This is a genomic window from Cardinium endosymbiont of Nabis limbatus, from assembly GCF_965196625.1.
GTDB lineage: Bacteria > Bacteroidota > Bacteroidia > Cytophagales > Amoebophilaceae > Cardinium.
In genome coordinates this window covers 263,081-289,214 of record NZ_OZ239769.1, presented here as the reverse complement: position 1 = coordinate 289,214, position 26,134 = coordinate 263,081, and the positions used below count along the sequence as shown (strand labels likewise).

Annotated in this window: 22 protein-coding genes, 2 tRNA genes and 2 pseudogenes; 11 read left to right on the top strand and 15 right to left on the bottom strand. The window is 38.1% G+C overall.

Going from position 1 to position 26,134, the window contains the following annotated elements:
* Positions 1-11: 11 nt before the first annotated feature.
* The 3 genes from ACOALF_RS01355 to ACOALF_RS01345 all read right to left on the bottom strand — a co-directional run bounded on the left by ACOALF_RS01355 (position 12) and on the right by ACOALF_RS01345 (position 1,142).
* The gene (locus ACOALF_RS01355; protein ID WP_419241660.1) at positions 12-833 is read right to left on the bottom strand and encodes a M23 family metallopeptidase; all 822 of its coding nucleotides are present in this window, start codon (positions 831-833) and stop codon (positions 12-14) included.
* Between the two features lie 72 nt (positions 834-905).
* A tRNA-Val gene (locus tag ACOALF_RS01350) sits at positions 906-980 on the bottom strand.
* An 80-nt stretch (positions 981-1,060) separates the two neighbouring features.
* Positions 1,061-1,142: transfer RNA gene (locus ACOALF_RS01345), tRNA-Leu, on the bottom strand.
* Between the two features lie 292 nt (positions 1,143-1,434).
* Between ACOALF_RS01345 and pssA the strand changes: the two genes are divergently transcribed.
* The 3 genes from pssA (at position 1,435) to ACOALF_RS01330 (ending at position 3,575) form a co-directional block, all read left to right on the top strand.
* On the top strand, positions 1,435-2,121 hold the full coding sequence (gene pssA / locus ACOALF_RS01340) for a CDP-diacylglycerol--serine O-phosphatidyltransferase (protein WP_419241659.1): 687 nt from the start codon (positions 1,435-1,437) through the stop codon (positions 2,119-2,121).
* 22 nt (positions 2,122-2,143) lie between these two features.
* The gene (gene trpS, locus ACOALF_RS01335) at positions 2,144-3,136 is read left to right on the top strand and encodes a tryptophan--tRNA ligase (RefSeq protein WP_419241658.1); all 993 of its coding nucleotides are present in this window, start codon (positions 2,144-2,146) and stop codon (positions 3,134-3,136) included.
* A 136-nt stretch (positions 3,137-3,272) separates the two neighbouring features.
* Positions 3,273-3,575 (top strand): hypothetical protein, encoded by a 303-nt coding sequence (locus ACOALF_RS01330; protein WP_419241657.1) that lies wholly within the window; start codon positions 3,273-3,275, stop codon positions 3,573-3,575.
* A 131-nt stretch (positions 3,576-3,706) separates the two neighbouring features.
* On the opposite strand, the gene ACOALF_RS01325 is transcribed toward ACOALF_RS01330, so the two are convergent.
* Complete coding sequence (locus ACOALF_RS01325; protein ID WP_419241656.1) at positions 3,707-4,315, bottom strand: carbonic anhydrase; 609 nt, start codon at positions 4,313-4,315, stop codon at positions 3,707-3,709.
* Between the two features lie 356 nt (positions 4,316-4,671).
* Between ACOALF_RS01325 and pdhA the strand changes: the two genes are divergently transcribed.
* From pdhA to recJ, 3 genes are read left to right on the top strand one after another with little or no spacing between them, the layout of a single operon-like run.
* A complete protein-coding gene (gene pdhA, locus ACOALF_RS01320; RefSeq protein ID WP_419241655.1) occupies positions 4,672-5,706 on the top strand; it encodes a pyruvate dehydrogenase (acetyl-transferring) E1 component subunit alpha in 1,035 nt (344 codons plus the stop codon).
* A 5-nt stretch (positions 5,707-5,711) separates the two neighbouring features.
* Positions 5,712-6,434 (top strand): tetratricopeptide repeat protein, encoded by a 723-nt coding sequence (locus ACOALF_RS01315; protein WP_419241654.1) that lies wholly within the window; start codon positions 5,712-5,714, stop codon positions 6,432-6,434.
* Between the two features lie 17 nt (positions 6,435-6,451).
* Positions 6,452-8,161: a single-stranded-DNA-specific exonuclease RecJ gene (gene recJ, locus ACOALF_RS01310; protein WP_419241653.1), complete on the top strand. Its 1,710-nt coding sequence runs from the start codon at positions 6,452-6,454 to the stop codon at positions 8,159-8,161.
* On the opposite strand, the gene ACOALF_RS01305 is transcribed toward recJ, so the two are convergent.
* Both ACOALF_RS01305 and ACOALF_RS01300 read right to left on the bottom strand, forming a co-directional pair.
* A complete protein-coding gene (locus ACOALF_RS01305) occupies positions 8,158-8,505 on the bottom strand; it encodes a hypothetical protein (protein WP_419241652.1) in 348 nt (115 codons plus the stop codon). The genes recJ and ACOALF_RS01305 overlap by 4 nt on opposite strands.
* An 87-nt stretch (positions 8,506-8,592) precedes the next feature.
* Entirely contained in the window at positions 8,593-9,558 is a 966-nt protein-coding gene (locus ACOALF_RS01300) for a zinc dependent phospholipase C family protein (protein WP_419241651.1), read from the bottom strand.
* Between the two features lie 92 nt (positions 9,559-9,650).
* On the opposite strand from ACOALF_RS01300, the gene ACOALF_RS01295 reads away from it, so the two are divergent.
* From ACOALF_RS01295 to typA, 4 genes are all read left to right on the top strand, one after another.
* Positions 9,651-10,889, top strand: coding sequence for a hypothetical protein (locus ACOALF_RS01295; RefSeq protein ID WP_419241650.1), 1,239 nt, complete (start codon positions 9,651-9,653; stop codon positions 10,887-10,889).
* Positions 10,890-10,973: 84 nt separating this feature from the next.
* On the top strand, positions 10,974-11,240 hold the full coding sequence (gene rpsT / locus ACOALF_RS01290; RefSeq protein WP_419241649.1) for a 30S ribosomal protein S20: 267 nt from the start codon (positions 10,974-10,976) through the stop codon (positions 11,238-11,240).
* Positions 11,241-11,254: 14 nt separating this feature from the next.
* A complete protein-coding gene (radC, locus tag ACOALF_RS01285) occupies positions 11,255-11,962 on the top strand; it encodes a RadC family protein (RefSeq protein ID WP_419241648.1) in 708 nt (235 codons plus the stop codon).
* Positions 11,963-12,172: 210 nt separating this feature from the next.
* The gene (typA, locus tag ACOALF_RS01280; protein ID WP_419241647.1) at positions 12,173-13,990 is read left to right on the top strand and encodes a translational GTPase TypA; all 1,818 of its coding nucleotides are present in this window, start codon (positions 12,173-12,175) and stop codon (positions 13,988-13,990) included.
* A gap of 54 nt (positions 13,991-14,044) precedes the next feature.
* Here the strand turns inward: typA and ACOALF_RS01275 are convergent.
* Both ACOALF_RS01275 and ACOALF_RS01270 read right to left on the bottom strand, forming a co-directional pair.
* Positions 14,045-14,281, bottom strand: a pseudogene (locus ACOALF_RS01275) (IS4 family transposase); the annotation flags it as partial.
* Between the two features lie 7 nt (positions 14,282-14,288).
* Positions 14,289-14,485 (bottom strand): annotated as a pseudogene (locus ACOALF_RS01270) (DUF4277 domain-containing protein); the annotation flags it as partial.
* Positions 14,486-15,254: 769 nt separating this feature from the next.
* Between ACOALF_RS01270 and leuS the strand changes: the two are divergent.
* Complete coding sequence (leuS, locus tag ACOALF_RS01265) at positions 15,255-18,044, top strand: leucine--tRNA ligase (protein ID WP_419241646.1); 2,790 nt, start codon at positions 15,255-15,257, stop codon at positions 18,042-18,044.
* A 234-nt stretch (positions 18,045-18,278) separates the two neighbouring features.
* Here leuS and ACOALF_RS01260 read toward each other — a convergent pair whose 3' ends face one another.
* From ACOALF_RS01260 to ACOALF_RS01230, 7 genes are all read right to left on the bottom strand, one after another.
* Positions 18,279-18,797 carry a CvpA family protein gene (locus ACOALF_RS01260; RefSeq protein ID WP_419241645.1) on the bottom strand — a complete coding sequence of 173 codons (519 nt, stop codon included), beginning with the start codon at positions 18,795-18,797 and terminating at the stop codon, positions 18,279-18,281.
* A 76-nt stretch (positions 18,798-18,873) separates the two neighbouring features.
* On the bottom strand, positions 18,874-19,137 hold the full coding sequence (locus ACOALF_RS01255) for a hypothetical protein (protein WP_419241644.1): 264 nt from the start codon (positions 19,135-19,137) through the stop codon (positions 18,874-18,876).
* Between the two features lie 40 nt (positions 19,138-19,177).
* Positions 19,178-20,392 carry an IS256 family transposase gene (locus ACOALF_RS01250; protein WP_419241131.1) on the bottom strand — a complete coding sequence of 405 codons (1,215 nt, stop codon included), beginning with the start codon at positions 20,390-20,392 and terminating at the stop codon, positions 19,178-19,180.
* Between the two features lie 73 nt (positions 20,393-20,465).
* Positions 20,466-20,897, bottom strand: coding sequence for an SIMPL domain-containing protein (locus ACOALF_RS01245; protein ID WP_419241643.1), 432 nt, complete (start codon positions 20,895-20,897; stop codon positions 20,466-20,468).
* Positions 20,898-21,063: 166 nt separating this feature from the next.
* The gene (locus ACOALF_RS01240) at positions 21,064-22,320 is read right to left on the bottom strand and encodes a hypothetical protein (RefSeq protein ID WP_419241642.1); all 1,257 of its coding nucleotides are present in this window, start codon (positions 22,318-22,320) and stop codon (positions 21,064-21,066) included.
* A gap of 202 nt (positions 22,321-22,522) precedes the next feature.
* A complete protein-coding gene (locus ACOALF_RS01235) occupies positions 22,523-24,004 on the bottom strand; it encodes a hypothetical protein (protein ID WP_419241641.1) in 1,482 nt (493 codons plus the stop codon).
* A gap of 286 nt (positions 24,005-24,290) precedes the next feature.
* Entirely contained in the window at positions 24,291-25,844 is a 1,554-nt protein-coding gene (locus ACOALF_RS01230; protein WP_419241640.1) for an Rne/Rng family ribonuclease, read from the bottom strand.
* Between the last annotated feature and the right edge of the window lie 290 nt (positions 25,845-26,134).

Sequence of the window (26,134 nt, the reverse complement as noted above, 5' to 3'; positions counted from 1 at the left end):
TTTTCTAAGCATTAAATATAATCTTCTGGATTCAATGGAGCGCCTCCACTCCAAAGCTCAAAGTGTAAATGGGGCCCCGTAGAAATTTCTCCAGAGTTGCCCATAAGGGCCACCACATCACCTGCCCTAACCAAGTTACCAACTTTTTTAAATAAAATAGCACAATGTTTACATATTGAAACCACGTTATCATAGTGCTGAATGGCAATGACCCATCCTGTATCGACAGACCAATCAGAAAAAATCACAATACCAGTTGCTATAGCCTTAATAGGATCTTTTTCTTTTGCTACAATATCGACACCATAATGGTTGCTTTCTCTATGAAATGGCTTTGTAATCATTCCATTGATAGGGGGGCACAATACCAGTGAACGCTTTTCAATAGCCGTTTTAGGGTTGGTGGGTGTGGTGACAGGTGGGGCTGCTTTGGACGTGGCTTCTATTGGCTCAGGAATGGTAGAGGGGCTAGACTGGGGCAGTGGAGGTTTGGCTTTGCCTTGAATAACCTTTTGAAGGGTGTCAATAAACTTTGTTTGGGATGTAAGTTGTTGTTCCAATGCTTCTACTGTAGTAGCCAATGAAAGTATTTTTTTTTGATTTTCTGTTTCTATGTAGATAGGGTTCATCCACCTGGCTAAAAGCGTTTTAGCGAGCCATAGGCTGAGGCCAAAACTGATACATACCCATGATAAAAATACTGCAACAATGGTGGCATAGCTAAAGGGAGGCGTGATATGCTCGGCAAAGTTTTCAATATTTCGAACAACCAGCTGATATCTGCTTTCAAAGTAATCTAGAAATCTTCTATGGGTACGCAATGACTCATTCATTTAATGATTAAACATGTAAAAACCCTTTCTGCTGCTTGACGCTGCAGTTGCTTTGCATTTTATAATATGGTGTGGGCGGCATTGGATTCGAACCAACGACCTTTCCGATGTCAACGGAATGCTCTAGGCCATCTGAGCTAGCCACCCGAAAATGCTTTTGTATAAAACCCACATTAAATCTTTTAATGTTTTAGCCTTATTTTAATCTATACCATACAGCCTTTACGTGCGCACGGGGGGACTCGAACCCCCATGCCCGAAAGCACCACCCCCTCAAGATGGCGTGTATACCAATTTCACCACATGCGCAGAAACTTTAGCTGCTTTATACTTTAATTTCAACTGAAATTAACCAACCTAATTTAGGGTATAATAGGGTATTTGCCAAATATTGAATGGATGATTTACTATACTGAATGCCCGATGGCTTCCATGCCATTCAACTTTCCTTTACAATGCCATTGAATCTATACCTGCAGAGCAGGTCTTATGATTTTAATATCGCGCATAAATCCGTTATATTGCTACTTTTAGCGGTAGAATGGCTGTAAGATCCTGCTGGCAGCCATTGTGTGCTGCGCTATTTACATGCAATTAACATATGAAAAAACATATTCCGAATGGTTTGTCTATTTTAAACCTAATCAGTGGTGCGATAGGTATTGTATTGGCCCTAAATGGCCATTTGGTATATGCCAGTTATACGATCTTTATAGGTGTTTGCTTTGATTTTTTAGATGGTTTTGCAGCAAAAGTGCTGCGTGCGCAGTCTCTTTTGGGCAAGCAATTAGATGCATTAGCAGATTTGATTACTTTTGGTATGTTGCCTGGGGCGATTCTTTATAGGTTGATTCAAGCTTATGAAAGCTGCCCTTATCGCCCTTATGTAGCTTTGTGCATCGTTGTCTTTTCTGCGCTTAGATTGGCTAGGTTTAATGTGGATGCCAAACAAGTAGATCAATTTATAGGCTTGCCTACACCGGCTAGCGCTATCATAGTAGCGACATTGCCTATAATTTTTAAGCGTGCCCTCTATCCGGACTTGGTTAGTGGGTTAACGCAACCCATGGTGTTGCCTTTGTTCACTATGCTGCTTTCCTATCTGTTGGTTTCCAATATTCCATTTTTGGCTTTTAAATTTCAAGGCTTTTCTTTTCAAGCCAATAGGTCTCGTTACCTTTTAATAGTCCTATGCGCGGTATGTATAGCAGCTATGCATGTTGAAGGCCTTTTTCTTAGCATTTGGCTATATGTGCTATATGCTTTGTGTAGGGCTAAGAAAAGATAGGCCTTATTAAGGCTACAGCAATATGAAAAAAAAAATTTTAACCGGTGATAGACCCACTGGACAGCTCCATTTGGGTCATTATGTTGGCTCTTTGCAAAACAGGATCAAGCTACAAAGCAGCTATGACCAATATATCCTAGTGGCAGATTTACAAGCATTAACGGATCATTTTGCCCATCCAGAAAAAGTTTCCCAGAATATTATTGAAATTGCTAAGGATTACTTAAGCGTTGGGATTGATCCTGAGCAAACCACTATCTTAATTCAGTCTCAGATACCAGAAATTGCAGAGTTAACGGTTTATTATCTCAACCTTGTTACCTTGGGTAGGTTAAGAAGAAACCCTACTATCAAATATGAAATGCAGCAAAAAGGATACAATGAAGCCATTCCTGCAGGTTTTTTCTGTTATCCGGTTAGCCAAGCGGCAGACATTACCCTATTTCAAGCAGAGTTGGTACCTGTTGGGGAGGATCAATTGCCCATGATTGAACAAACCAATGAAATCGTTAGACGTTTTAATAGGCTCTACCATACCGAAACCTTAAAAGAATGTAAGGCTGTTTTAAGTAAAACAGCCAGGTTGGTTGGCATAGATGGTAAGTCTAAGTCAAGCAAATCACTGGGCAATGCGATTGCACTGGCTGATCCACCAGAGGTAATCAAACAAAAAGTTTTTCAAATGTATACAGATCCAGACCATATTAAGGCGAGTGACCCTGGTCGTGTAGAAGGCAATGTGGTATTTGCCTATTTGGATGCCTTTCATCCTGATCTAGAGATTCTTGCTGATTTAAAAGCCCACTATAGGCGTGGGGGATTAGGCGATGTAGTGATTAAAAATATGTTGAACGATCGTTTGCAGCTTTTATTGGCACCAATCAGAGCAAAAAGAGATAGCTTAGATGCTAAAATGGTAAAAGAAATACTCCATCAGGGTACCGTAAAAGCAGCTCAATTGGCCAAAGAAACGATAAAAATGGTGCGAGAAGCTATGGGTATTCAATCTTTTTAGGGCAAAAATGGGTATTTATTTAGCGAATATGCCTCCTAAATTGCTTCGTTTAAATCTTTTGGTTTATTAATTATCAATTATATGCACCCAGTCTATTTAGTTATGCGTAGACGAGTTAAAATTACTAGTATTTTTATTGCAGTTATTTCAGGCTTCTTCTTGTTCTAGCAATAAGCATAGTACTGCCCTTTCTGACCTAAAAATAGGTGAGCTAAGTGATGCAAAAACGTATGCAGATACCCTGACTGATGACTTAAAAAACAACATTTCTTGTGTGATACAAGATAAAATTATGTCCCCTAGTACAGTGTCTGCAAGCGCACAAGTAAACAGGTCAGCAAACATAGAAATTACCCAACAGGGAATATCTTCTAATAAGGATGGACAACAGGTCGATGATCAACTCAAATTAATCCTAATCGATTTATATGGTAAATAACCGTAATAGCAGTTTAGATGATCTAAAAAAATCTATTGAAATTGGAAGACAAAAAGCGCACCAAGCACTTATAGCACTTCTAAAAAATAAAAAATACATATCACGTTATTTATGAGGCCGTTGCAATAGCGCTAATCCAGTAGCGCTTCATATCTTTTTTTTGCATTAGAATAGGTATAAACCTGGCCTCTTTGAATATCAAAAAACCATAAATGAATAGTTAGCGCACCTGCCTCTGTTTTTTCTTTAATCCAGGGAAAAGTCATACAATTTTGATGCGATTGTTCTAAGGACAATTTAGCATAATCATCTACTTGATATTTTTCACAATCAGGCTGTTTGATTAAAGCAACCCAATTGGTAATAAAATCATCCTGTTGTAACCTTTCCCCTTCTAATAAGGCTTTAATGCCTCCACATTGACTATGGCCCAACACAATTAAATGGGCTATATTCAGTAAGCAAATGCCAAATTCTAAAGCAGCACTTGTACCATGATGTCTTGTATCCTTTTCATAAGGAGGTACAATATTGGCCACGTTACGCACCACAAATAAATCTCCCGGATCACATTGCAATATTAAAGCCGGGTCTACTCTAGCATCACAACAGGCAATCACCATAACCTTAGGTTGTTGTCCATTACGGTGTAGATGGTACATAATAGATGCATCAGAATGGACATATTTATTTCTAAATGCCTTGTAACCTTTTAATATTTTTTTTAAATCATCTTCCATAGGCTTGTTTAGATTTGACCAAGGTTAAAATGATTCCATCCAATGGAACTGTTTTATACATTTTTTACCAAGATCTTAAAAAGATAGATATAAATGGATTAATTTAGGAAATTTCTTCCAAATTTCGCCTATTAGCGATCATAAATATCCAAAGAGTGTCTACTACATTGGCTTCAGCGATAACCTTAAACTGATTGGTAGTGCTTTAGCGGGTCGTTTTTTTGATTTTTTGTGCCTACTTGGGTAACTTTGTTTGGTGATAGGAGGCATCCTTCTAAAATTTCAGGTGGGGTAAGTTAAAATATACCTGCCTAAGGGACAAAAATATATGCAATGATAAGCAACTCAGTATAACCATGGTTTCCCCAATTATAGCTAAAACCGAGCCTCCTGTGTCGTCTATTGGTGCAGCAGATCTTTCATCTTTTTATCTGAAGTGGTATGAGATGATGTTGCTGATACGTAAATTCGAAGATAAGGCAGCCCAACTCTATGGGCAACAGAAAATTCGAGGGTTTTGCCACCTATATACAGGGCAAGAGGCTTGTATAGCTGGTGTGGTTACGGCCCTGCGGCAAGGAGATAAACACATTACCGCTTACCGTGACCATGCCCACCCTATTGCATTGGGCACTAGTCCCAACCATGTAATGGCGGAGCTGTATGGTAAAGCCACTGGTATTTCTAAAGGATATGGAGGGTCCATGCATATGTTTGATAAGGCCCATCATTTTTTAGGTGGTCATGGCATTGTGGGTGGGCAAGTACCTTTAGGGGTCGGTATCGCTTTTGCTGAGCAATATAAAAAAACAGGTAACCTCTGTATTACCTTTATGGGCGATGGTGCAGTACGCCAGGGTGCTACCCATGAAGCTTTCAATTTAGCGATGCTCTATAGGTTGCCCATTATTTTTGTAATTGAAAACAATGGGTATGCTATGGGTACCTCAGTAGAGCGGAGTTCTAATGTTACAGAACTTTATCGATTGGGGAGCAGTTATGGTATGGATGCAGAGCGGTTAGATGGGTTGTGTGTAGAAGCCGTCCACCGTGCTGTAGAAAAAGCGGCTGTAAAAGCTAGAGCCGGCATACCCAGTTTATTAGAGTTTGTAACCTACCGGTATAAAGGCCACTCCATGTCTGATCCTGCTGCTTATCGTACGAAAGAAGAGGTTGAAGCCTATAAAGCGCAGGACCCTATTTTTAAGCTTAAAGCATTGATGTTAAAAAAGAAAGTTACCGATGAGGCAGCATGCCAAGCCATTGACTGCAAAGTCAAGGATCAGATTGCCGAGGCAGTTGCCTTTGCAGAGCGCGCCTCTTTTCCAGATCCAGCTACTGTTTATGATTATGTCTATAAGCAGATGGATTATCCATTTCTTCAGTATTAAATTGTATGAAAATAATAGACATAAACAGTATTCCTAGAAACCTGCCAGAAAACCATAAGGAACAAGAAGTAGTAGTCCCTCCAAAGCGTGGCAAGCGGAAGTGGTATATCATTGGTTTTTGTGTCACCTTGTTTGCAGCACTCTTTGCTTGGTTCTGCTTCTATCTAAGAGGGGTTAAAGACTTAAAGGCACAGGATGATGTGTTTCAAGCCATCTATCATTTTGAAGCTGGTGACTTTGATAAGGCACTCAAAGGAGATGGTATCCATAAAGGCTTTTTGGAAGTCATTCAACAATATCCTTATACGGTAACAGCCAATCTAGCCTGTTTGTATACAGGAATTGCCTATATGCACCAAAAAGAGTATGAGCAAGCATGCGCCTTTTTAAGTAAGTTTAAGGCTAAAGATTTTATCCTGCAAGCCCGTGCTTGGTGTGTGATGGGTGATGCCTATAGCGAACAAAAAAAATATAGACAAGCAGCTGTCCATTATATGAAAGCCGCTCGTTATAAACCAAATAATGTATATACGCCTGGTTATTTGGTTAAAGCAGCTATTGCTTTTGAGGCAGATGCGAAAGATGAAGCGCGTAGTGCGCATGAGGCAAATGAGCAATATAAAAATGCCTACAATTGCTACCAAGAGATTCTAGAAAAATATCCAAACTCGGCGCATGCCAGTGGTTTAGCTATTAAAGAATCCAGCCGTTTGTCAGGGCTTTTCTAATTGGTGCCATTCCGCTTATGCATAAACGTTGGGTAATTCAGTCTTTTAAGCCATCTGATAAGGTAGCAGGGTTAGAAGAGGTATTGGGTACCCCTTCTGCTCTTTCAGCTATTTTGGTGCATAGGGCAATAGAAACCTTTGAAGCCGCTAAGCATTTTTTTCGTCCTTGCTTATCCCAGTTGTATGATCCCTTTTTAATGCAGGGAATGGAGCAAGCGGTAACCCGGCTCCACCAAGCACTAAGCAAAAAAGAAAAAATACTCATTTATGGTGACTATGATGTAGATGGCACTACAGCGGTGGCGATGGTCTATGCTTTTCTTCGATCCTTACCGGATACAGCCGTAAGCTATTATGTGCCAGACCGCATGGTTGAGGGGTATGGCGTTTCTATGCAGGCGATAGAAAAAGCCTATCAAGAGGGTGTTAAGCTAATTATTACTTTAGACTGTGGCATAAAAGCTTATGCAACCATTGCCCGGGCAGTTGAACTTGGTATAGACGTCGTGGTTTGTGACCACCATGAAGTAGGAGATATCTTGCCCCCAGCTTATGCTATTTTAGATCCAAAGCAACCAACTTGTTCCTATCCCTTTAAAGAGCTATCAGGTTGTGGCATAGGTTTTAAGCTATTACAAGCTTTTTGTAAGCAATATGGATTAAAAGCTGAGTTGCTTTATGCCTATTTAGACCTTGTAGCCGTTAGTACTGCTTGCGATATTGTACCATTGGTAGATGAAAACAGGATTCTAACTTTTTATGGCATTAAACAGTTGGAAACCAAGCCTCGTCCAGGGCTACAGGCATTAATGGAATTAGGCCTTTTTCCTGCTAAAATTACTATTTCTGATATTGTTTTTAAAATAGGCCCTCGGATTAATGCTGCTGGGCGCATGAGCCATGCCGCTTTGGCGGTTCAGTTGCTTGTAGAAGAAGATCTAGCGAAAGCCTATGATTTTGCGCAGTCTATTGACCAACAGAACCTCTTGCGCCAATCGCTTGACCGTACCATTACCCAAGAAGCCTTATCAATGATAGAAAGCAGACCTTGTCAAAGCAAAAGCAATGTGCTTTTTAATCCAGATTGGCATAAAGGCATTATTGGTATTGTAGCTTCCCGTTGTATTGAACAGTGTTACAGACCTACTATCATTTTAACCTTTTCTGATGGTAAGGCTACTGGTTCTGCGCGTTCCATACCTGGCTATAATATCTATGAAGCGATTTCTGCTTGTAGTCCGCTTTTGCACCAATATGGTGGCCATGCTTTTGCTGCAGGCCTTACGATGCCACTAGCCCATATGCCTAAGTTTCAGAAAAGATTTGAAGAAGTTGTATCAGAAACCATAACCGATCATTTATTAATCCCTCAGCAAATCATCCATGCCTTTATTTCCTTTCAGGCCATTACCCAGAAATTTGTAAACATTTTAATGCAAATGGCGCCTTTTGGCCCAGGAAATGCTACGCCCGTATTTGCTAGTGAAAACGTATATGCCCGTAAATTTTATTTGATAAAAGGGAAGCATCTGAAAATGGAACTCTACCAAGTAGATTGTACTGCCTCCTATGAGGCTATAGGGTTTGGTTTAGGGGGCTATCTACCACTCGTTTCTACTGGAGAACCATTTTCTATAGCCTATACCATAGGGTATAACTATTATTTAGGTAATAAATCTTTGCAGCTTATGGTAAAGGATATTAAACAAGCAGGATGCCTTGGTTAAGGAAATCCTTCCCTTAAGACCATAGGATCTTTTATTAATGACACATTATTCCCTCGTTTTTCATTAGCCAAGTTTTTTGGGTTCTTTATGGTCGTATGATTATTCAATGAGGATTCTGTGGGATTTTCAAATGGATCAGCTTGCAGGCTTGAGCCCACATTGGTTACATTACTACTAGTAGGCGCGATTGACTGATTTTGAAAGTAACTGTAAGTGCACCAAGTTGTAGTTGGAAGGGTAACAAGCAAGAATAATGTTGCCGCCAGGGCTTTACGTTTAGTGGATGTCGGGAGGGACTGGAATGCTATTTTGATATTTAATGCATTGGGGCTAAATAGCGCCAAGAAGTATTTTGTACTTATTCGCCTATGGTACAAAAAAATAAATATAATTCTAAGCAAAATCATTTATAAAATTAGAAAACGTATAGATCAATCTCCACACGTTCTAACCCCTTCTAAAATGGTGCCTCCTTGCAGCAGCTCTTCTTCATCTTGAACAGCTAGATGGGTATGCAAATCATTTAAGCTAGGTGCACCTGCGTTGACCCAAGCAGTGAACCAAAAATTGCCTACTTCTATAATCGACTGCTTTAAGCGTGCTTCAACCTGCCCTTGTAGGGCTTTGTGGTAAGCAGTAGAAAATGCAGTAGAATATTCTTTTTTTAGTAGGCTACCCTTTTGCTCAAAACTATATTTTGCTGGATATTTTTCGGAAAGCTGCTTTTCTAAATCCAATATTTTATCAACTAAGGCGTGAGATTGTAGTACAATATTCCAAGTATGACTTAATAGATGCTCGATATAAACAGCCTGGCCTACAAAAAGATTATATGTGTCGAAAAATAAAATAGGCAATCTTGTCTCCCATAAAGCATGGATGCCTTCCTGACCCGTCATTTGTCCATTGTAGTTTTGTGTAGTATGTAAAGGAACATGTGCATCGCCAATATAATGGCCTAAGTCTGCTGAGCATTTTAGAATTTTAGCTGTATCTTTACCTTTAAAAGCTTCTGTTAATTGTTTTTGCACATTTAGTATGGCCCAAGGGAGTTTACCATGTGTTTCTACCATTTTATCACCATATAGTTCTATAACTTGGTTAAACAGAAGCTTTTGGAGGTTTGGTAGGCTAGAGCGATAGATTTCAAGATCTATAAAGTGTTTTGATGCTTCATCTTTGATGACATATCTACGCTTATCTGGATTTACAGATTTTTCTGTTAAGAAGGTAAGGTGTGCCTTATAAAAGGCAAACATATCTGGTGGTAGGGTAGTAATCGCATACCGGTTAATCTGTTTGTGTGCAAAGAACCCCCAAGACCAAGCCTCTAAGGGAAGATGGCAAAAGGCGAACAAATAAATTGTTGTAGTATATCCGAAAAGATGTTTTTTCATTTTCTGAACAAAAAAATGTTAATATATTACCCCAATGCTAGGCGCTATGCTCCATTTACATCAGGTTGTATTCATTTTTAATTTCATATACTTTGAACCGAACGCATTTATATCATTATATATTGCTCTTTTTTTTGCCTATCATCTGGCTGCTTCCTGCTGTAACAAAAGCTGCTGAGCAATTTAATGTGAATATAGCGACATCGTCCACTCCTTCAAAAATCAATACGAGGTGGTATCCCTACCCTCGTTCTATGCAATTGCGGTCTGGATGGACCGTAGCTAAAAGTAATGAAAAGTCAGTAGTAGTCATGCCAAGTATGCTTGACTTCGATATTTTATATGTGCATCCCTGTTTGGCCCGTCAGCTGGATACTTATCCACGCATTGGGCTCTCCATTTTAGTGCCTTTTGCGTTGCAAAAAACGCCACAACTTAGATTCCCAAACATATGGGGTATTTTAGCTTATATCGAATTATATCAGTCTAACCCTGGCCTATCTACATGGGGCAATAGAATCAGTATAGGTGCCATCAAGGGCGGTACATTGGTACAAGCACAGCATCCACCAGGCTATAGTTTTTTAGCTACAAAAGAAATCATCTATCACTGGTTGTGTGCGCCTTCTTGGCAATGTAACCTTGGCATCGGGCTATTGGTAAATGGGTGGACTAAAAATAAGCAGAGTAGACCGGAGGCCAATAAAGCCAATGATCAGCTTGATACTACTCAACAAACATTAAATGATGCAGAAAATCAGTTTGTTAGATTAAGATTTGCTCCTATGGCTACCATAGGCATACGATATATAGCCCATACAGCCTCCTTGTTAAAGTTACGCCACAATCCGATTCATTCTAGAAAACTAAAAAGCAGTAGAATAGACTGTAGTATAGCTTGTAGCGGTAGGAGGCTACCGTCGGTTCAAAAATACTATCTCATTTTTAGAGGCGTTTCGTTGTTCAGTTATACTATTAACGCGCATAATGCCCTACTATGCGCTATGGAGTTAGGGTATAACTGGTATAAAAAAGCTTTATTCGCCAATATGCTCTCAGCAGGAGGTGTAGAGGTGATACCATGGATCGGCTATGAGTTACGTTATGGGTATTATTTGTTGCAGTTCCAACTGGGATGTGAAATTACCGATTCAAAAAAACTTGCCATACAAACCTCACAAACCTCCAATGAAGATACGTTATCAAACGTATTCAAAAGTAGGGGTAGTTTTTCTGTGCATCTACAATATATGCTTACAGAATCTTTGTTTGTGGGTATTAGCGCGCGTGCTCGAGAAATACCAGCACTTCGGTTGGGCCTATCATGGTAATCAAATGATTGAATGATATATAAAAAAGTAGTATCTTGCATCCAATTAAATTGCATTTAATGTTTAATTCAATTATTTTCAAATATGGCAAATCATAAATCAGCTGAAAAACGAATAAGATCGAACCGTACAAAATATCTTCGCAATCGTTATCAGCTAAAAACATGTAGAACCTTTATGAAAAAGGTTGGTAAGCTTACCGATAAAGCTGCTGCAGAGCAGTTATTGCCTAAGGTTTTTTCTATGTTGGATAAGCTTGCAGCAAAAAATATAGTGCACAAAAACAAAAGTGCCAATAGCAAAGCGAAGCTTGCTAAGTATGTAAATAGGTTAGCTATAGCTGTGGCTTAGATGGCTTCAATGATATGGTACAGGAGATATATGCAACAGTTCCGCTAAGAATACAAGATTGGGCGCCAGAAGATCGGCCAAGAGAAAAACTACTACGGCAAGGAGCCTCTAGTTTAACGGATGCGGAGCTTTTGGCTGTTCTTATAGGTTCTGGCACCCGGGATACAAGCGTTGTAGTATTGGCACAACATATCTTAAAAGCCAATGGCCATAGCCTTCAAGAGCTGGCCAAGCGTTCTGTACAGGAATTGCAGCGATTTAAAGGTATAGGAGAAGCAAAAGCAGTTGCTATTGTTTGTGCTATGGAGTTGACCCGTAGGCGGGCTTATGAACCTGATCATAAAAAAGAACTCGTTAATAGTTCTTTGAAAGCTTATAGGCTGTTACAGCCAGATTTGACCGATAAATCTATAGAGGAGTTTTGGGTTTTGTTACTCAATAGGGCAAATTATCTAATCAAGAAAATAAAAATCAGTAGTGGGGGTACGAGTAGAACCATTGTAGATGCTAAGTTTCTATTTAGATTGGTACTAGACCATCAGGCTGTTTCCATTATATTAGCGCACAACCATCCTTCTGGAAATACGACTCCAAGTACTACTGATATTGAATTAACCAAGTCTATTACAAAAGCTGGGAAGTTGCTTGATGTATCGGTTCTGGATCATATTATATTTACGGATAGAAAATATTTTAGCTTTTCTGATGAGGGATTGCTTTGATGCCTTATTTATAAAATGTAAGCAACCATCTTTCTCTATAGATAAGTGGTTATCTTCTCTTTATCTTTGTAAAAACTTAGTCTGTATGTTTGCCCCTATGTACTTCTTGTAAGCATATAAAGCAACATATATACATATACCTCAATTTTTTCAATTAGGGTTATTTTAAAATGCGGGTAGCCTAAGGGCTCATTAAATATAAAAGATTTTATGCAACCATTACGTAATATTGCGATTATAGCACACGTAGACCACGGAAAAACGACTTTATTAGATAATCTATTAAAACAAAGTGGAACATTTAGAGCCCATCAAGAAGTAGCTGAACGGGTTATGGATTCCAATGATTTAGAGCGGGAGCGTGGCATTACGATTTTGGCCAAGTGTACCTCTTTGGTTTGGAAAGATACCCGCATCAATATTGTAGATACACCGGGTCACGCCGACTTTGGCGGTGAGGTAGAGCGCATTTTAAGTATGGTCGATGGTGTGGTCTTATTGGTGGATGCAGCAGAAGGCACAATGCCTCAAACCAAATTCGTTTTAAGTAAAGCATTAAAGCTGGGCTTGCGTCCTATTGTAGTAGTCAATAAAATTGACCGTTCTGATGCGCGCGTAGCGGAAGTTGAAGATGAGATCTTAGAACTTTTTATGGCACTTGAAGCTACAGAGGCGCAATTTAACTTTCCCATTGCCTATGCTTCTGGAAGATCAGGTTGGGCCAGTAGAACCTTAGATGGAGAGCGAAAAGATCTATCTCCTTTATTTGACCTCATTCTAGATCATGTACCTCCTCCGACCGTTGATTTAAATAGTGACTTTTCCATGCTTATAACGGCAAGGGAGTATGATCCTTATCTAGGTCGCATGTTAACAGGGCGTATCTTTACAGGCAGCTTAAAAGTACAACAAGCGATTAAGGCACTGAATAAAGACGATGCGGTAGTAGAAAATGGTAAGGTCACAAAAATTATGGCTTTTCGGGGCATGGACCATCTACCGATTGAAACAGCATATGCTGGAGATATTGTTGCTATTGCAGGGATGCAACGCGCCAATGTAGCCGATACCATTTGTGCGCCTACCGTCATGAAAGCCCTACCTGCCCTTCCTATAGATCCACCTACATTAGCCATTAATTTTTCAGTTAATGATTCTCCATTAGCTGGAACGGAAGGCAGTAAGGTTACCTTTAATGCCATACGGGATAGACTCATGCGCGAATTGGAATCAAATGTATCTATTCAAGTAACAGAAAGTCCCAATAAGGATTCTTTTGAAGTAGCTGGACGTGGTGAATTACAGCTGGGTGTTTTAATAGAAACGATGCGAAGAGAGGGGTTTGAACTTTCCATTGGCAGGCCGCGTGTATTAATTAAACTAGGGCCTAATGGTGAAAAGTTAGAGCCATTAGAAGAGATTCAAATAGAATTAGAGGATGCATTTTCAGGAGCTGTTATTGAATCTATGAGTTTGCGTAAAGCAGAAATGAGGGACTTACGTCCAATGGGAGGAGGCAAAACACGTATCATTTTTGTTGGGCCATCACGTGGTTTAATTGGTTATTACGGCACCTTTCTGACTGAAACGCGGGGTACTGGTGTTATGAATAGAACTTTTCATAGTTATAGCGCCTACCGTGGGGTTATTGCAGGACGGCGCAATGGGGTGCTGATTGCTATGGGTATGGGCGATGCAGTAGCATATGCACTTTTTAATTTAGCGGATCGAGGTAAGATGTTTATTGGTGCAGGTGAAAAGGTTTATGGTGGGATGATTGTAGGAGAACACAATAGAGATAATGATTTAGAAGTCAACCTACTAAAAGGAAAACAGCTTACAAATATGCGTGCATCAAGTTCAGATGAGTCCATTCGGTTAAGCCCACCTGTGGTGATGACATTAGAAGAAGCCATTACCTATATAAAAGATGATGAACGCGTAGAGGTTACACCAAAATCGATTCGTTTGCGCAAAGCGATATTAGATCCCAATGAGCGGAAAAGGGCTGCTAAATCACATACTTAGCTTTACCGTCCTTATCTATTCACGCATATGGTGGAGGCTTAAGGGATACATTTATTAACAGACTCTTATAAATACCTGATGTCTTTTAGGCTTATCGACCTTATCTCGACTATATAGTCCTCCGGGTCATATCCTTTACTTTAGCGCGTATACACGCTCTATGGAATAGTTTTGAAACTTTTTAGCTGAGCAACGCCCTATAATTACTTGCTGCAGTTTCTGTCTCATCAGGCCAAATAAGACTGAAAAGTTTAATCGATATGTAGCGATCTTTTCTGGATTCCACGGCCCTGTGTGCGTCTGGAAACATATAGAGGCGATATCCATAAAGCCTAAGCCATTGAATATCATTCCAGCTACTCGTTTTCTCATGGTCAACTTAGCGCCTTTATTTCCCGAAACTGGAAGCCGCGCATGTATTTTTGGGACTAGACCAATTTTATCTATTACACTGGGAAGCAACCATAAATGATCTAATGTTAAGTTACCTAAAATTAAGTTAAATTAAAATAAAAAGATGGTGCGGAATGTGCGTACTAACCTATCTCTAGATATATTTAGTACAATAGATCAGCCAAATTTCTAGTTGACAGATAAAAGCTTTGTGGAAGGATTCTAAAAATGTATCTTTTCATTTTTTATATTCAGAAAATGAGCTATTATACTTTGTTGCCTGAATCTAAAGCTAACGTAAGGATTACACACTTTAAGCTAATAAATTCCTACAACATTTCATAGAATTATGAAATATAGGATCGTTGCACAACCTTTGTCAATAAAAGGGAATATTTACCTCGTAGAATCAGAAGAAATCGCTAGGTAGAAAAAATGCAAGAAGTATGGTATGAAAATTAACGAAAAAACTGTTCAAATAGGAAGCGTTACTAGCGTGTGTTGGTCCTATTTCGGCCTAACAGTAATTTGTTTTTATGCATGACGAAGCCGTTGCAATTTTCTATTGCAACGGCTTTCTCCTAGAAATCTAGATGTTTTTGTGCTTTATTATGGCAATAAAATATTAGTTTTATATATCCTTAAAGACTTGCTTGTAACAATTAAATAAATTCTTGTTTCTTTATATTAAAAGAATTTTTTCTTCTATTGAAAAGTCCTTAGTTTACTACGATACATTTATTAAGTTGATGTCATTGGCCATTTTGGTTTATAATTCAATTTGATTGTTGGTATTTACCATCTAGGATTAATTAAATATATGTTTCAAAAGAAGTCTAAATAATTTAATTGTGCTAACACAAAGCTAACTATGCGAGCTTATAATTTTACCTTAATAGAAGAAAAGTGGAGAAGTATATGGAAAAAGCAACTAGAAACCATACCACATGAGCCTCTCCAATATGCACGTAAGTATTATATCTTAAACATGTTTCCTTATCCTTCAGGATCTGGACTCCATGTTGGGCATCATACGGGTTATGTAGCTTCAGATATCATAGCTCGTTACTATAGACATAAGGGGTATCATGTTATGAATCCCATGGGATTTGATGCCTTTGGTCTTCCTGCTGAGCAATATGCGATTCAAACAGGGCAACATCCTGCCATTACTACAGAAAAAAATGTAAACAAATATAAAAAACAGTTCCAGCAAATAGGTTTATATTTTGATTGGGATAGACAAATAAATACGAGTGAACCAACTTATTATAAATGGACACAGTGGATATTTTTACAACTATTCAACTCCTGGTATAATAATAGGACACAAAAAGCTGAGCCTATAGAAACCTTGATACAAGCTTTTATAAACAATGGTAATCATACAGTAGAGGCTGTTTGTGATGAAGATACACCTCTTTTTTCAGCTCAAGAGTGGAATTCTTTTACAGCATCAGAACAACAAGCAAAACTATTGCACTATCGGTTGGCTTACTTAAGGTATAGCATGGTAAATTGGTGTGAGGCATTAGGGACCGTTCTAGCCAATGAAGAGGTAAAAAATGGGTTTTCTGAAATAGGAAGCTACCCCGTTACCAGAAAGAAAATGAAACAATGGAGTTTACGAATAACTGCTTATGCAGAACGACTACTAGAAGATTTAACCAATTTAGATTGGCCTCTTTCTACTAAAGAAATGCAACGCAATTGGATTGGTCGTTCTGAAGGGGCAGAAATTATTTTTAGTGTACTTAGTGTACAAGGAAAATCTGATCAAATCATTAAAGTGTTTACTACACGACCTGAAACCATTTTTGGAGCCTGTTTTATTGTATTAGCACCTGAACATCCTTTTGTAAACTTTATAGCCGATACAACAGGAGATACTATACTTATCGATTATATCCATAAAGCTAGAAACCAACCCGATCGAAACCGACTAGCAGAATCCATCTTTTTAACTGGGATATTTCTAGATGCTTATGCAATTCATCCATTCACAGGAGCCAAACTCCCTATATGGGTAGCAGATTATGTACTACCTAGCTATGGAACTGGTGCCGTAATGGGTGTTCCTGCACATAACAGCCGAGATTATCTCTTTGCACAATCTTTTAAGTTGCCATCCCTATCTGTCATAAAAAGCGATAAACCACTAGAAGATGGACGATATGAAGCAACAGAGGGTACATTGATTAACTCTAGTTTCTTAAATGGGCTATCTGTTCCAATGGCTTTTGCAAATATTATCCAGGAACTTGTAAGAAAAAAAATAGGAAAATATAAGATCAACTATAAAGTCCGTGACCCTATTTTTAGTAGACAACGCTACTGGGGAGAGCCTTTCCCAATATATTACAAGGAAGATGGATTGCCTTATGCACTTTCGGAAGATCAATTACCGCTGGTTTTACCAGAAGTAAGTAGTTATCAGCCTAATAAGTCTGGAGAACCACCATTAAGCAATGCTTTAAACTGGACTACACCAGAAGGATATCCCTTAGAGCTAACAACCATGCCAGGATGGGCAGGGTCTAGTTGGTATTTCTTGCGTTATATGGATGCCCATAATGCAAATGCTTTTGTAAGCAAAAGAGAAGAGGAATATTGGAACCCTGTAGATTTCTATATAGGTGGCGCAGAGCATGCAACAGGTCATCTGCTTTATGCACGTTTCTGGACCAAAGTACTCCATGATTTGGGATATATTCGTATGAAGGAGCCATTCCATAAATTATTTCATCAGGGCATGATCCTGAACTTTTCTGCATTGGCTTATAGGATAAAAGATAAAAATGAATTTGTAAGCTTTCATTTAAAGGCGTCCTATGATGTAGTTGCTATCCATGTCCCTATAAAGTTTGTACACAAGCATATTTTGGACATTGAAGCATTAAAAAAATGGCGTCCTGAGTTTGCAGATGCTACTTTCATTTTGGAAGACGGTAAATATATATGCGGTAGTAAGATAGAAAAAATGTCCAAATCTAAACACAATGTAGTCAACCAAGACACTGTTATTGCCCAATATGGAGCAGATGCTTTACGACTCTATTTGATGTTTTTGGGACCATTAGAAGAATCAAAACCATGGGATTTAGCTGGCATAGAAGGATGTAGTCGCTTTCTCCATAAAGTATGGCGTTTTGTACACTATGCACAAGATAGTTGGACTACCACTGAGTGTAGCAATTCTAAGGAAATAACTAAAACCATGCATCAAACTATTCAAAAAGTAACTGAAGCCATTCAAAAGTGCTCATTCAATACAGCTGTAAGTAGTTTAATGATTTGTTTAAATAAACTGTCAGCACACAGCAAAGTAGAAAAATCTATCGTAGAAAAATTTATTTTACTTTTAGAGCCTTTTGCTCCTTATATTGCCGCCGAGTTATGGGAAAGCATTGGAAAAGGGAGTAGTATTAGAACAGTTTCCTTTCCAGATTGGGATGAAGCTTATTTAGTAGAAACTAATTATGCATATCCTGTTGCCATTAATGGAAAAATACGTACTAAAATTATTTTTGACTGCAATACACCGGACGCAACAATAGAAAAAGAAGTATTAATAGATACAATAATTCAAAAATGGCTTTCTGGAAAAACAGTTAAAAAGGTAATAATTATCCACAGAAAGATGATCAACATAGTAGCATAAGCTATAGAGTATGGATCGATATCTTAAACCAAATATGTATTAGTCAAGATTTAATCTTACAAGCAGTAAAAATTAGAGCTCAAATTTGTCAGTTAAGTCTAGTGTGTCAGGTCTTGCCTTTAAAGGCTCTTTCTCTTTAACTGTGTAAATTATTTTTTTTGTTTATAGAATAAGGATATTCAAAGTCTACAACTATGGTTGAAATTACATTGGCGCTTTTTGCTTGTTTGTTCTTTAACATGGCCATTTATACCATTGTTTACATGGATCAAGGTGATGTATAGATGTAAAAGTTTGCAAAACCTTTGGAACAATAGGCTTTAATAGCGGGAATAACAAACTATTATCTGTATGTATACTGGGCAAGGAAGAAAGGTCTAAACAGCTATAGAAGTAAATCAACAAACTAATAAAAAATGAGACTTTGCATAATCCGAATACCCCCCCTAGCAGGTTATCGAATATGCCCAAAAGGCTAATTGCAAGTATGCCTTTAATCAATTTCGTGAGCAAGTAAATCACTACGCCTCCTATAAAAAGCATTAGAATCGCTAAAGAAATGGGAAGGAAAGGAGCTAAAGTAGGTAGTTGCGCTTCTATAATGGGCAGCAATGCATAAAACAAGGCTACGCCTTTTATAAAACCAAATAGCAATAGTGCAGAAGAAATGAGTTCTACCATAAATCCTTTTTTAAGCCCATTATAGAGCCCCCAAGTCAGTGGGATAATAAGTAAAATATCAAGACCATTCATAGTTAATCTATTAAAATCAATTAAAAAATGGTATCTAAATCTATTCTTACCAAATAAGTAATCTGAATAGGTATGTTTATTGAATAGCGTATTCCATTTGAGTCACTACACGAACCTTTTTTTTAGTAGGTAGATGGGTGTCTTCTATAGAAAAAGAACCTTGAGAGGCTTTACGTAAAAGCCCTAAGCGCACATCTGAGTCAGTGGCCAGTTGCTGAGCCGCTTTTTTTGCATTTATAGTAGCCTCTTGAATCATAGATGGCTTAATTACATTTAAATCTGTAAAGATAAATTTAGCTGGTCCACGCCATTCATAAGTTAAAAGAACCCCCATTTTCATTAGCTCGAGCCTGTAAATTATTTTGTGTAAGTGCCGTTTTTTAGGAGAATCTTCCCTCAAATTCGATAGCGAATCGATTCAGAGCCGCTCTCCAATCATGTAAAGACATAGTCCACTTTTGTGATGCCTTCTGTATGGCTAAATATACTACTTTTAATGCAGATTGGTCATTAGGAAAAATTTTACGGTTATTGATAGATTTTCTAATAACGCTATTGAGTGATTCAATGGCATTGGTCGTATAAATAATTTTTCGTATTTCATCAGGATAGTCAAAAATAGTTATAATGTTGCTCCAATTTTTATGCCATGAACGACTAATAGCTGGATATTTTTTATCCCATTTTTCACTAAAAATAAGAAGTGCTTCTTCCGCTTGCTCAAGAGAAATAGCGCGATAAATAACTTTAAGATCCGATGCGACGGACTTCATGTCCTTATAGGGTACATAACGTAACGAATTACGAATAAGATGAACAATGCATAACTGAATTTTGGTTTTTGGAAATACTGTATTAATAGCATCTGGAAATCCGGTTAATCCATCAACACAAGCAATAAAAATATCCTTAATGCCACGATTATTTAACTCAGTTAATACTGAGAGCCAAAATTTTGCACCTTCGGTTTCTGCTATCCACAAACCAAGTAATTCTTTTTGCCCTTGACAATTAATGGCTAATGCCAAATAAATTGATTTGTTGATTACGCGTTTATCTTGATGACACTTGATAACGATACAATCTAAATACAATATGGGATATACTGTTTCTAATGGACGATTCTGCCAAACAGTAATCTCCTCAATAACAGATTCAGTTACTTTCGAAATTAAACTGTGTGATACCTCTGTACCATACAGCTCTTTGAATGTATCTGAAATATCTCTGGTAGTCATCCCTCTAGCATAAAGAGCCAAAATTTGTTCATCAAATTCAGTGAAGCGAGTTTGCCCTTTGCGAATGATTTGAGGATCGAACGTGCTGTTTCGGTCACGTGGCGTATTAATTTCCATTTCGCCAAAATCACCCTTTAATCGCTTAGGAGAGTAACCATTACGGCTATTTCCCGTGTTCCTGCCTTCTATAGCATGCTTTTCATAGCCAAGATGATCCTCTAATTCTGCATCCATAGCACGTTCTACCGTGATTTTTAATAGTTGCTTGCTGAGAATAGCTAAATCTTTTTCACTCTTAATAGACTTCGACAATTCATTTAGTAGATTTGGATCTATATTTATTTGTTGTTGTTCCATTGCTTATGACTCATTTATAACTAACGATTTAATCCGTTAGATTAGTTAATAATAAGCATTTACACAATTTTATTTACAAACTCATTAGCTCTTGAGACTTTTGTACCGTTTCATATATCAAAGATACATTCGGCGAATGTACCACAACTTGCATTTTTACTGAGTATCTAAAGCTTTTTGAATCATATTTCCCGCGATCATCTAATTCAGGGGCGCCATATATAATTTCTTTATCCACAAATCCTTTTTGTCTTAGAAAGGCAACCAATATTTCTGTTTGCTTTTTAATTTGCTTATTTACTGCCTCTAAATCATTATCCACTACTTCGAACTTAATGGTCCATATACCCACATTGGCATCCACTTCTCTTTCTGCAAGCCCTTTTACACTAATATATGCTGCAGCGTGTGAGCGAGTATAGCAAAATGCTAGCCCAAAAATAATACTACTCACTACTAATCCTACACTTAAGACAATAGCAGCCCTTATGCTGTTTTTATACATGATTAATATTAATTTATTAAAATATGTACCATTATAATCTAACTTCTTTACACCAGCTATAAGAGGACAGCATCTATACAAAACTACCTCAGTTGTATATAGATAGCGATTTATTACAACTAAGGTAGTTCAATACCACTTTCAAAAGCATCTAGTCTAACAAATATTATAAGCTAAACTTTATACCTGCGGAGACTTTATTTTCAAATCCTTTTTCTTTTGCCTTTTTTACTCTCCGCTCTTGTGTTCCATTATAGCCAAGAGAAAGCGTGAAATATTTATTGACTTCATAAGCAACCTTTGGGGCTATATGCCACTGATCCGTAAAAGCTTGAGCCGGCTTGTCTGAATTTTCTAGTGTTGTAAGATAAGATCCTGCTATAGAGACAGTCCATTTAGGTGTTACACAGTACGCTAAAGTACCGCCCGCACCCCATGCATTTATAGCAGATAATTCATCTTTTTCCTTATCTGTATAGTAGGCTGCACACATTTCCTCACGTTCTTTATCACCTTGAATGGCTGAAAGACCTGATACGTAGTCACCTAAGCCATACACCCCAATAACCTGTACGGTAGTTGTAAGTTTTTTAGGCACTATTTGGTACTGAATACCTAAATTCCCGCCATAGGTTATGAAATGGCTTGTTCCTTCATTAGAATGCGTGCCATATGTATAGTCTGTGCAACGGAACAAACCACTCAACCCAATATTCCAACCATCCGTAACACCCCCTAGACTCAAGCCGAAAGCTGGCCAATTATTTTTGATTTTGAAAGGGCGCTCTTTGTTATCTGATTTATCGAATTTATTGGTTCGATCTTTTGGGTCACTGTTTTCTTCTGGTTCTGATTTGTGTTTATCAAATAATCCTACTTCTAGCCCAATAGGTTTTTCAAGAGCATATCCCAATCGGAACCAATTGAAAGCATGCTGACCCTTTACTTGCAAAACAGTTCCTTTTCCCGATATAATCAAAGCAGAATCTGCTTTTTCGTAACCAAAAATAGTAGAACTGCAGCCGATCGTTACCATCTTTCCAATGGATAGAGCAGCACTTTTAATATTAAATTCTTTTGCATCCCAAGCACCACTTATGTTGGCGGTTGCATCTTTATTACACCAAGCTTTTGGCACATCTGCACTGAATTTTAGTTCTGCACCAACACTGTTTTTACTGGAAAGTGTATCGTCTTGGTATATTAAAGCAGGGTTCATCGTAATAGTAGTGCCCAGTTTGATTAAATTTTTAGAGTTAAGCTCATCTTCCTCTAGTTCATTTGCAGGAGCACCCTCTTTTTCTTCTTGTGTTTCTGAGAAAAGTTCTATTTCATCTTCTTCTACTTGAGGTTCATCAGCATATATAGGATGTACGATGCTATTGGCAAAAAATAAGCCAAATAACGCGATTTTAATTTTCATAGCAATTAATGTGTTAAAATTATACAATTTAAAATGACAGCTTTGCCTAAGCTTTACCCTCTCAAAAAGAGGCTAAAACGCCAGCTATTTGGTTAACCTGGTTAACCAGTAGTCTTAATTGTTCTTTGCAAAACTAAAATATCAGACGACTAGCCTTAGTATAATAAATATTATGTTGATAAACAATATTTGTAAAGAAAGGTTAATCTAAGTCTAGCAAATTTTGTAGACCGTCTAGCTTGTTTATGTTATTTAATTTATGCGCTTTAGTCTGATCTTTTTTGTTTTTTAAATACTTACGGATAGAGAGCCCTACTTGCAGATAAATAGCTGGCTGCTTATATGAAATATTATAACCATGTACTTCTTTATTCGAAAATTGTTTAAACTTTTGCAGCTCTACAGAAAGGCGCGCAGTGCCTGCAAGGTAATTGGTAAGCTGTTGTTCGTACCCTAAACCGAAATTATAAGCTACGGCTTGATGTAAATAGTCTCCAAAGGTTACCAATGTAGAGAACATATGACCCAAATGGCGCACATAGAATAGGCGGATATCTCCAAAAAATTTATATTGCTCATTGCTAAACGCATACCAGCCACATTTAGCGAACCACCTTCCCTGAACGGACCATTTTTTAGGCATAGCGTATTGCTTATGTGCTATATTGTCATCATTATGGACCAATTTCTTGGTGGCGTTAAAGACTGCCTCTCTACCAACACCTACAAATAGTTGTTTCCAGAAAATATATTGTATGCCTAATGTAATAGGTATGCCCAATCCTTTGCCTTCAAATGTTGTGTTTTTGGAATCATTACCCTGTATACAATCAGACTCGTTAAACTTAGGCACGCTATTCAGGGTATCATGGAACCAGTTCGGTTTGTATACTTCATTGGTTTTGGTTATAAAAAAATAATCATGCTTTTCCCTTTGGAGCAAACGCATATGCTCCAAGCGGTTTGCATAAAAAACCATTCCAGTGCCTATGCTAAAATCAAATGAAAAGTTGTCCCATAGGCTTGTTTCCTGTTCAGGATTAGCCGGATGAATAAATGTGTGAACACCCAGCAATTCTTCCAATAGCTCATCTCTAGCTACATCATTCAACGGCTTGTTATGATTGGATAGAGCTGATTTTTTTGTAGCCATGGCAGGGGAATCGCTATTTATCTGGGTGTTGGCTTGTTGCAGATAAGAGATAAGGCGCACGTTGTGCCATGTTTGATTGGGCAAATCATATGCCCAAAAGTTTCTGTAAGGGTTGCCATCAATGGTGGCATCTATTAGCTTATGATGACGATAGCCATTTGTAATTTTGAAAGATTGGCATTGCGCCCATGCTTGACCAATAGGATCATAAGCATAGAAATTTTTAATTTTTTTATCATTAGCAGTTGGTTGTATAGGAATAGCTGTACAATTGGCTGTTGCATCTTCTTTTAGTTGGCAGTCTTCTTGATGGTGTGACGCTTCTAAAGTTGTGTTTTTTTTATGAAAACTTTGTTTGCGAAATTCTTTTATCTTTTGTAAGATTATAGTGGAATTTTCATTTGCTGCCTTTCTTATACTTCTTAGGTTGGCGTTAGTGGTGTTGGTAAATGCACAAAGGAAAAAGCTAAAAATGCCTATTAGAATTGGAATAACTATCTTACTACGTTTCGGTAGCCTGGCGAGCTCCATAATTTTCTATTATTGGTTAATTTATTTTTTCTAGTACCATTGCCTTCCCCTATACCCCTTAGTTGCGTCATAATATGGAACTTATATCCTCTTCCCCCTTGATGTTAATCTAATGGTTCCTTTTTAATTATCCAAGTGTAACTTGGCCAGTTGGTGTCGATGGACACTTGAACCCCAAGTAAGCAGCAGGGATGCATACATTTTTTACTGTGTTATATGGCGATAGAGAATAGGCTTAGTTGTACTGATCAACCAAGCCTATCTGGAATGATATTATAAAAAAGCACTAATGGAGTTCTATTTCTTCCTGGTTTTGGTTGACAAGTTTATAATCTGTTACTGCCATAGAAGAATCTTCGACCAATGTCACCCATCTACCATATTTTAGGAACCATTTCAATCTTCTAGAGACCAAATTTTTAGTAAAATAGGCATAGAGATAAGGATGCACTAAAAGCCTTATGCCTTTTTCATTTTGATTCATCAAGACAAGACGCAAGTTTTCTTCAATTCTTTCTGAAACCAATATAGAAGCATCGATCTTTCCCGTTCCATTGCAAGATGGGCAAAGCTCCCTTGTGACTACATTCATTTCTGGGCGCACCCGTTGCCGTGTGATTTGCATGATGCTAAATTTGGACAGGGGCAAAACAGAAGTTTTAGCACGGTCTTCTTTCATCAGCTCCTTCATTTTTTGATAAAGCAGCTTTCGGTCCTCTATGTCTTTGATGTCTATAAAGTCCACTACGATAATGCCTCCCATATCGCGCAAACGCAACTGCCGTGCAATTTCTTGCGCAGCAGCCAAATTGACATTTAAGGCCATTTTTCCTTGCCCTTCTTCGTCTACCGTCCTGTTGCCGCTGTTCACATCAATGACATGCATCGCTTCAGTATGCTCAATCACTAAATATCCGCCCCCTTCTATACCAACTGTTTGGCCAAATAGGGTTTTCAGTTGCCGCTCTATACCCAATTGCTCAAAGAGCTTGATCTTACCTTGATGGTACTTAAGAATCTTTTCTTTGTCAGGTGCAATGGTATGTATATACTGCTTTATTTCCGTATAGAGCAGCTGATCGTCTACGATAATACTATCGAAAGACTCATTGAGCATATCTCGTAAAATAGTATAGGCTCTATTGACTTCCCCTATAACTTTTTCCCCAGGCAACGCAATAGTCAGCTGCTCTATTCCCTTTTTCCACTTGTCGATAAGATCTTTCAGATCCCTATCTAATGTAGCTACATCGATCCCCTTTGCTACCGTACGCACAATTACACCAAAGTTTTTAGGCTTAATCGAAGCAATTAAACGGTGCAGCCGATCACGCTCTTCGGCATTTGTAATTTTTTTGGAAATACTAATCGTATCTACAAAGGGTATAAGGATCATGTAACGACCAGGTAAAGTCAACTCAGAAGCTATGCGTGGACCCTTACTTGAAATAGGCTCTTTGACGATCTGGACCAATACCTCTTGCCCTTTTGTCAGCAGATCTCCAATTTTACCCAACTTGTCTATCGGTGGCTCAACTACAAAGTCAACTAGACTTTTTACATTGCCTTGCCTATACCGGACATATTGAATAGCCTTTTTCAGAGAATTGAATTGTGGACCAAGGTCCAAATAGTGCAAAAACGCATCTTTCTTGTACCCTACGTCCACAAAACTTGCATTTAAACTGGGTACTACTTTTTTAATAGTCCCCAAATAAATATCACCTACTTTAAACTTGTTGTCTTCTTTTTCTACCTGATACTCAAAAAGATTTCCGTCTTTTAACAGTGCTATTCTACAATTATTATCCGTACTATTAATTATTAATTCGTTACCCACGTGCTCATTTTGTTTACATTTTTACAGAAACCCAGAAAGCAATTAGTAGCCTATTTAATAAATAGTTAAGCAAAGCAGATAATAACGCTTCTTGGCACCTAAGTGCTATCTATTTTTCTTTTTATGTCTATTTAACCTAAGACGTTTTTTACGCTTATGTGTAGCTACCTTTTGTCTTTTTCTTTTCCTACCACAAGGCATTTTACTAAGATTTCGTAAGTTATATGTATTATACCACCCTGGAATAGAATACCTTTCCTGCCTAATATCTTGGCTAGGTTAGCGGATTC

Bases quoted from the DNA above. Each gene is read 5' to 3' on its own strand.
- ACOALF_RS01355 (WP_419241660.1), bottom strand. From the start codon at position 833: ATGAATGAGTCATTGCGTACCCATAGAAGATTTCTAGATTACTTTGAA.
- ACOALF_RS01300 (WP_419241651.1), bottom strand. From the start codon at position 9,558: ATGAAAAAACATCTTTTCGGATATACTACAACAATTTATTTGTTCGCC.
- ACOALF_RS01245 (WP_419241643.1), bottom strand. From the start codon at position 20,897: ATGTATAAAAACAGCATAAGGGCTGCTATTGTCTTAAGTGTAGGATTA.
- ACOALF_RS01260 (WP_419241645.1), bottom strand. From the start codon at position 18,797: ATGAATGGTCTTGATATTTTACTTATTATCCCACTGACTTGGGGGCTC.
- leuS (WP_419241646.1), top strand. From the start codon at position 15,255: ATGCGAGCTTATAATTTTACCTTAATAGAAGAAAAGTGGAGAAGTATA.
- rpsT (WP_419241649.1), top strand. From the start codon at position 10,974: ATGGCAAATCATAAATCAGCTGAAAAACGAATAAGATCGAACCGTACA.
- pssA (WP_419241659.1), top strand. From the start codon at position 1,435: ATGAAAAAACATATTCCGAATGGTTTGTCTATTTTAAACCTAATCAGT.
- pdhA (WP_419241655.1), top strand. From the start codon at position 4,672: ATGGTTTCCCCAATTATAGCTAAAACCGAGCCTCCTGTGTCGTCTATT.
- ACOALF_RS01325 (WP_419241656.1), bottom strand. From the start codon at position 4,315: ATGGAAGATGATTTAAAAAAAATATTAAAAGGTTACAAGGCATTTAGA.
- ACOALF_RS01240 (WP_419241642.1), bottom strand. From the start codon at position 22,320: ATGAAAATTAAAATCGCGTTATTTGGCTTATTTTTTGCCAATAGCATC.
- ACOALF_RS01250 (WP_419241131.1), bottom strand. From the start codon at position 20,392: ATGGAACAACAACAAATAAATATAGATCCAAATCTACTAAATGAATTG.
- ACOALF_RS01255 (WP_419241644.1), bottom strand. From the start codon at position 19,137: ATGAAAATGGGGGTTCTTTTAACTTATGAATGGCGTGGACCAGCTAAA.
- typA (WP_419241647.1), top strand. From the start codon at position 12,173: ATGCAACCATTACGTAATATTGCGATTATAGCACACGTAGACCACGGA.
- recJ (WP_419241653.1), top strand. From the start codon at position 6,452: ATGCATAAACGTTGGGTAATTCAGTCTTTTAAGCCATCTGATAAGGTA.
- trpS (WP_419241658.1), top strand. From the start codon at position 2,144: ATGAAAAAAAAAATTTTAACCGGTGATAGACCCACTGGACAGCTCCAT.
- ACOALF_RS01235 (WP_419241641.1), bottom strand. From the start codon at position 24,004: ATGGAGCTCGCCAGGCTACCGAAACGTAGTAAGATAGTTATTCCAATT.
- radC (WP_419241648.1), top strand. From the start codon at position 11,255: ATGGTACAGGAGATATATGCAACAGTTCCGCTAAGAATACAAGATTGG.
- ACOALF_RS01315 (WP_419241654.1), top strand. From the start codon at position 5,712: ATGAAAATAATAGACATAAACAGTATTCCTAGAAACCTGCCAGAAAAC.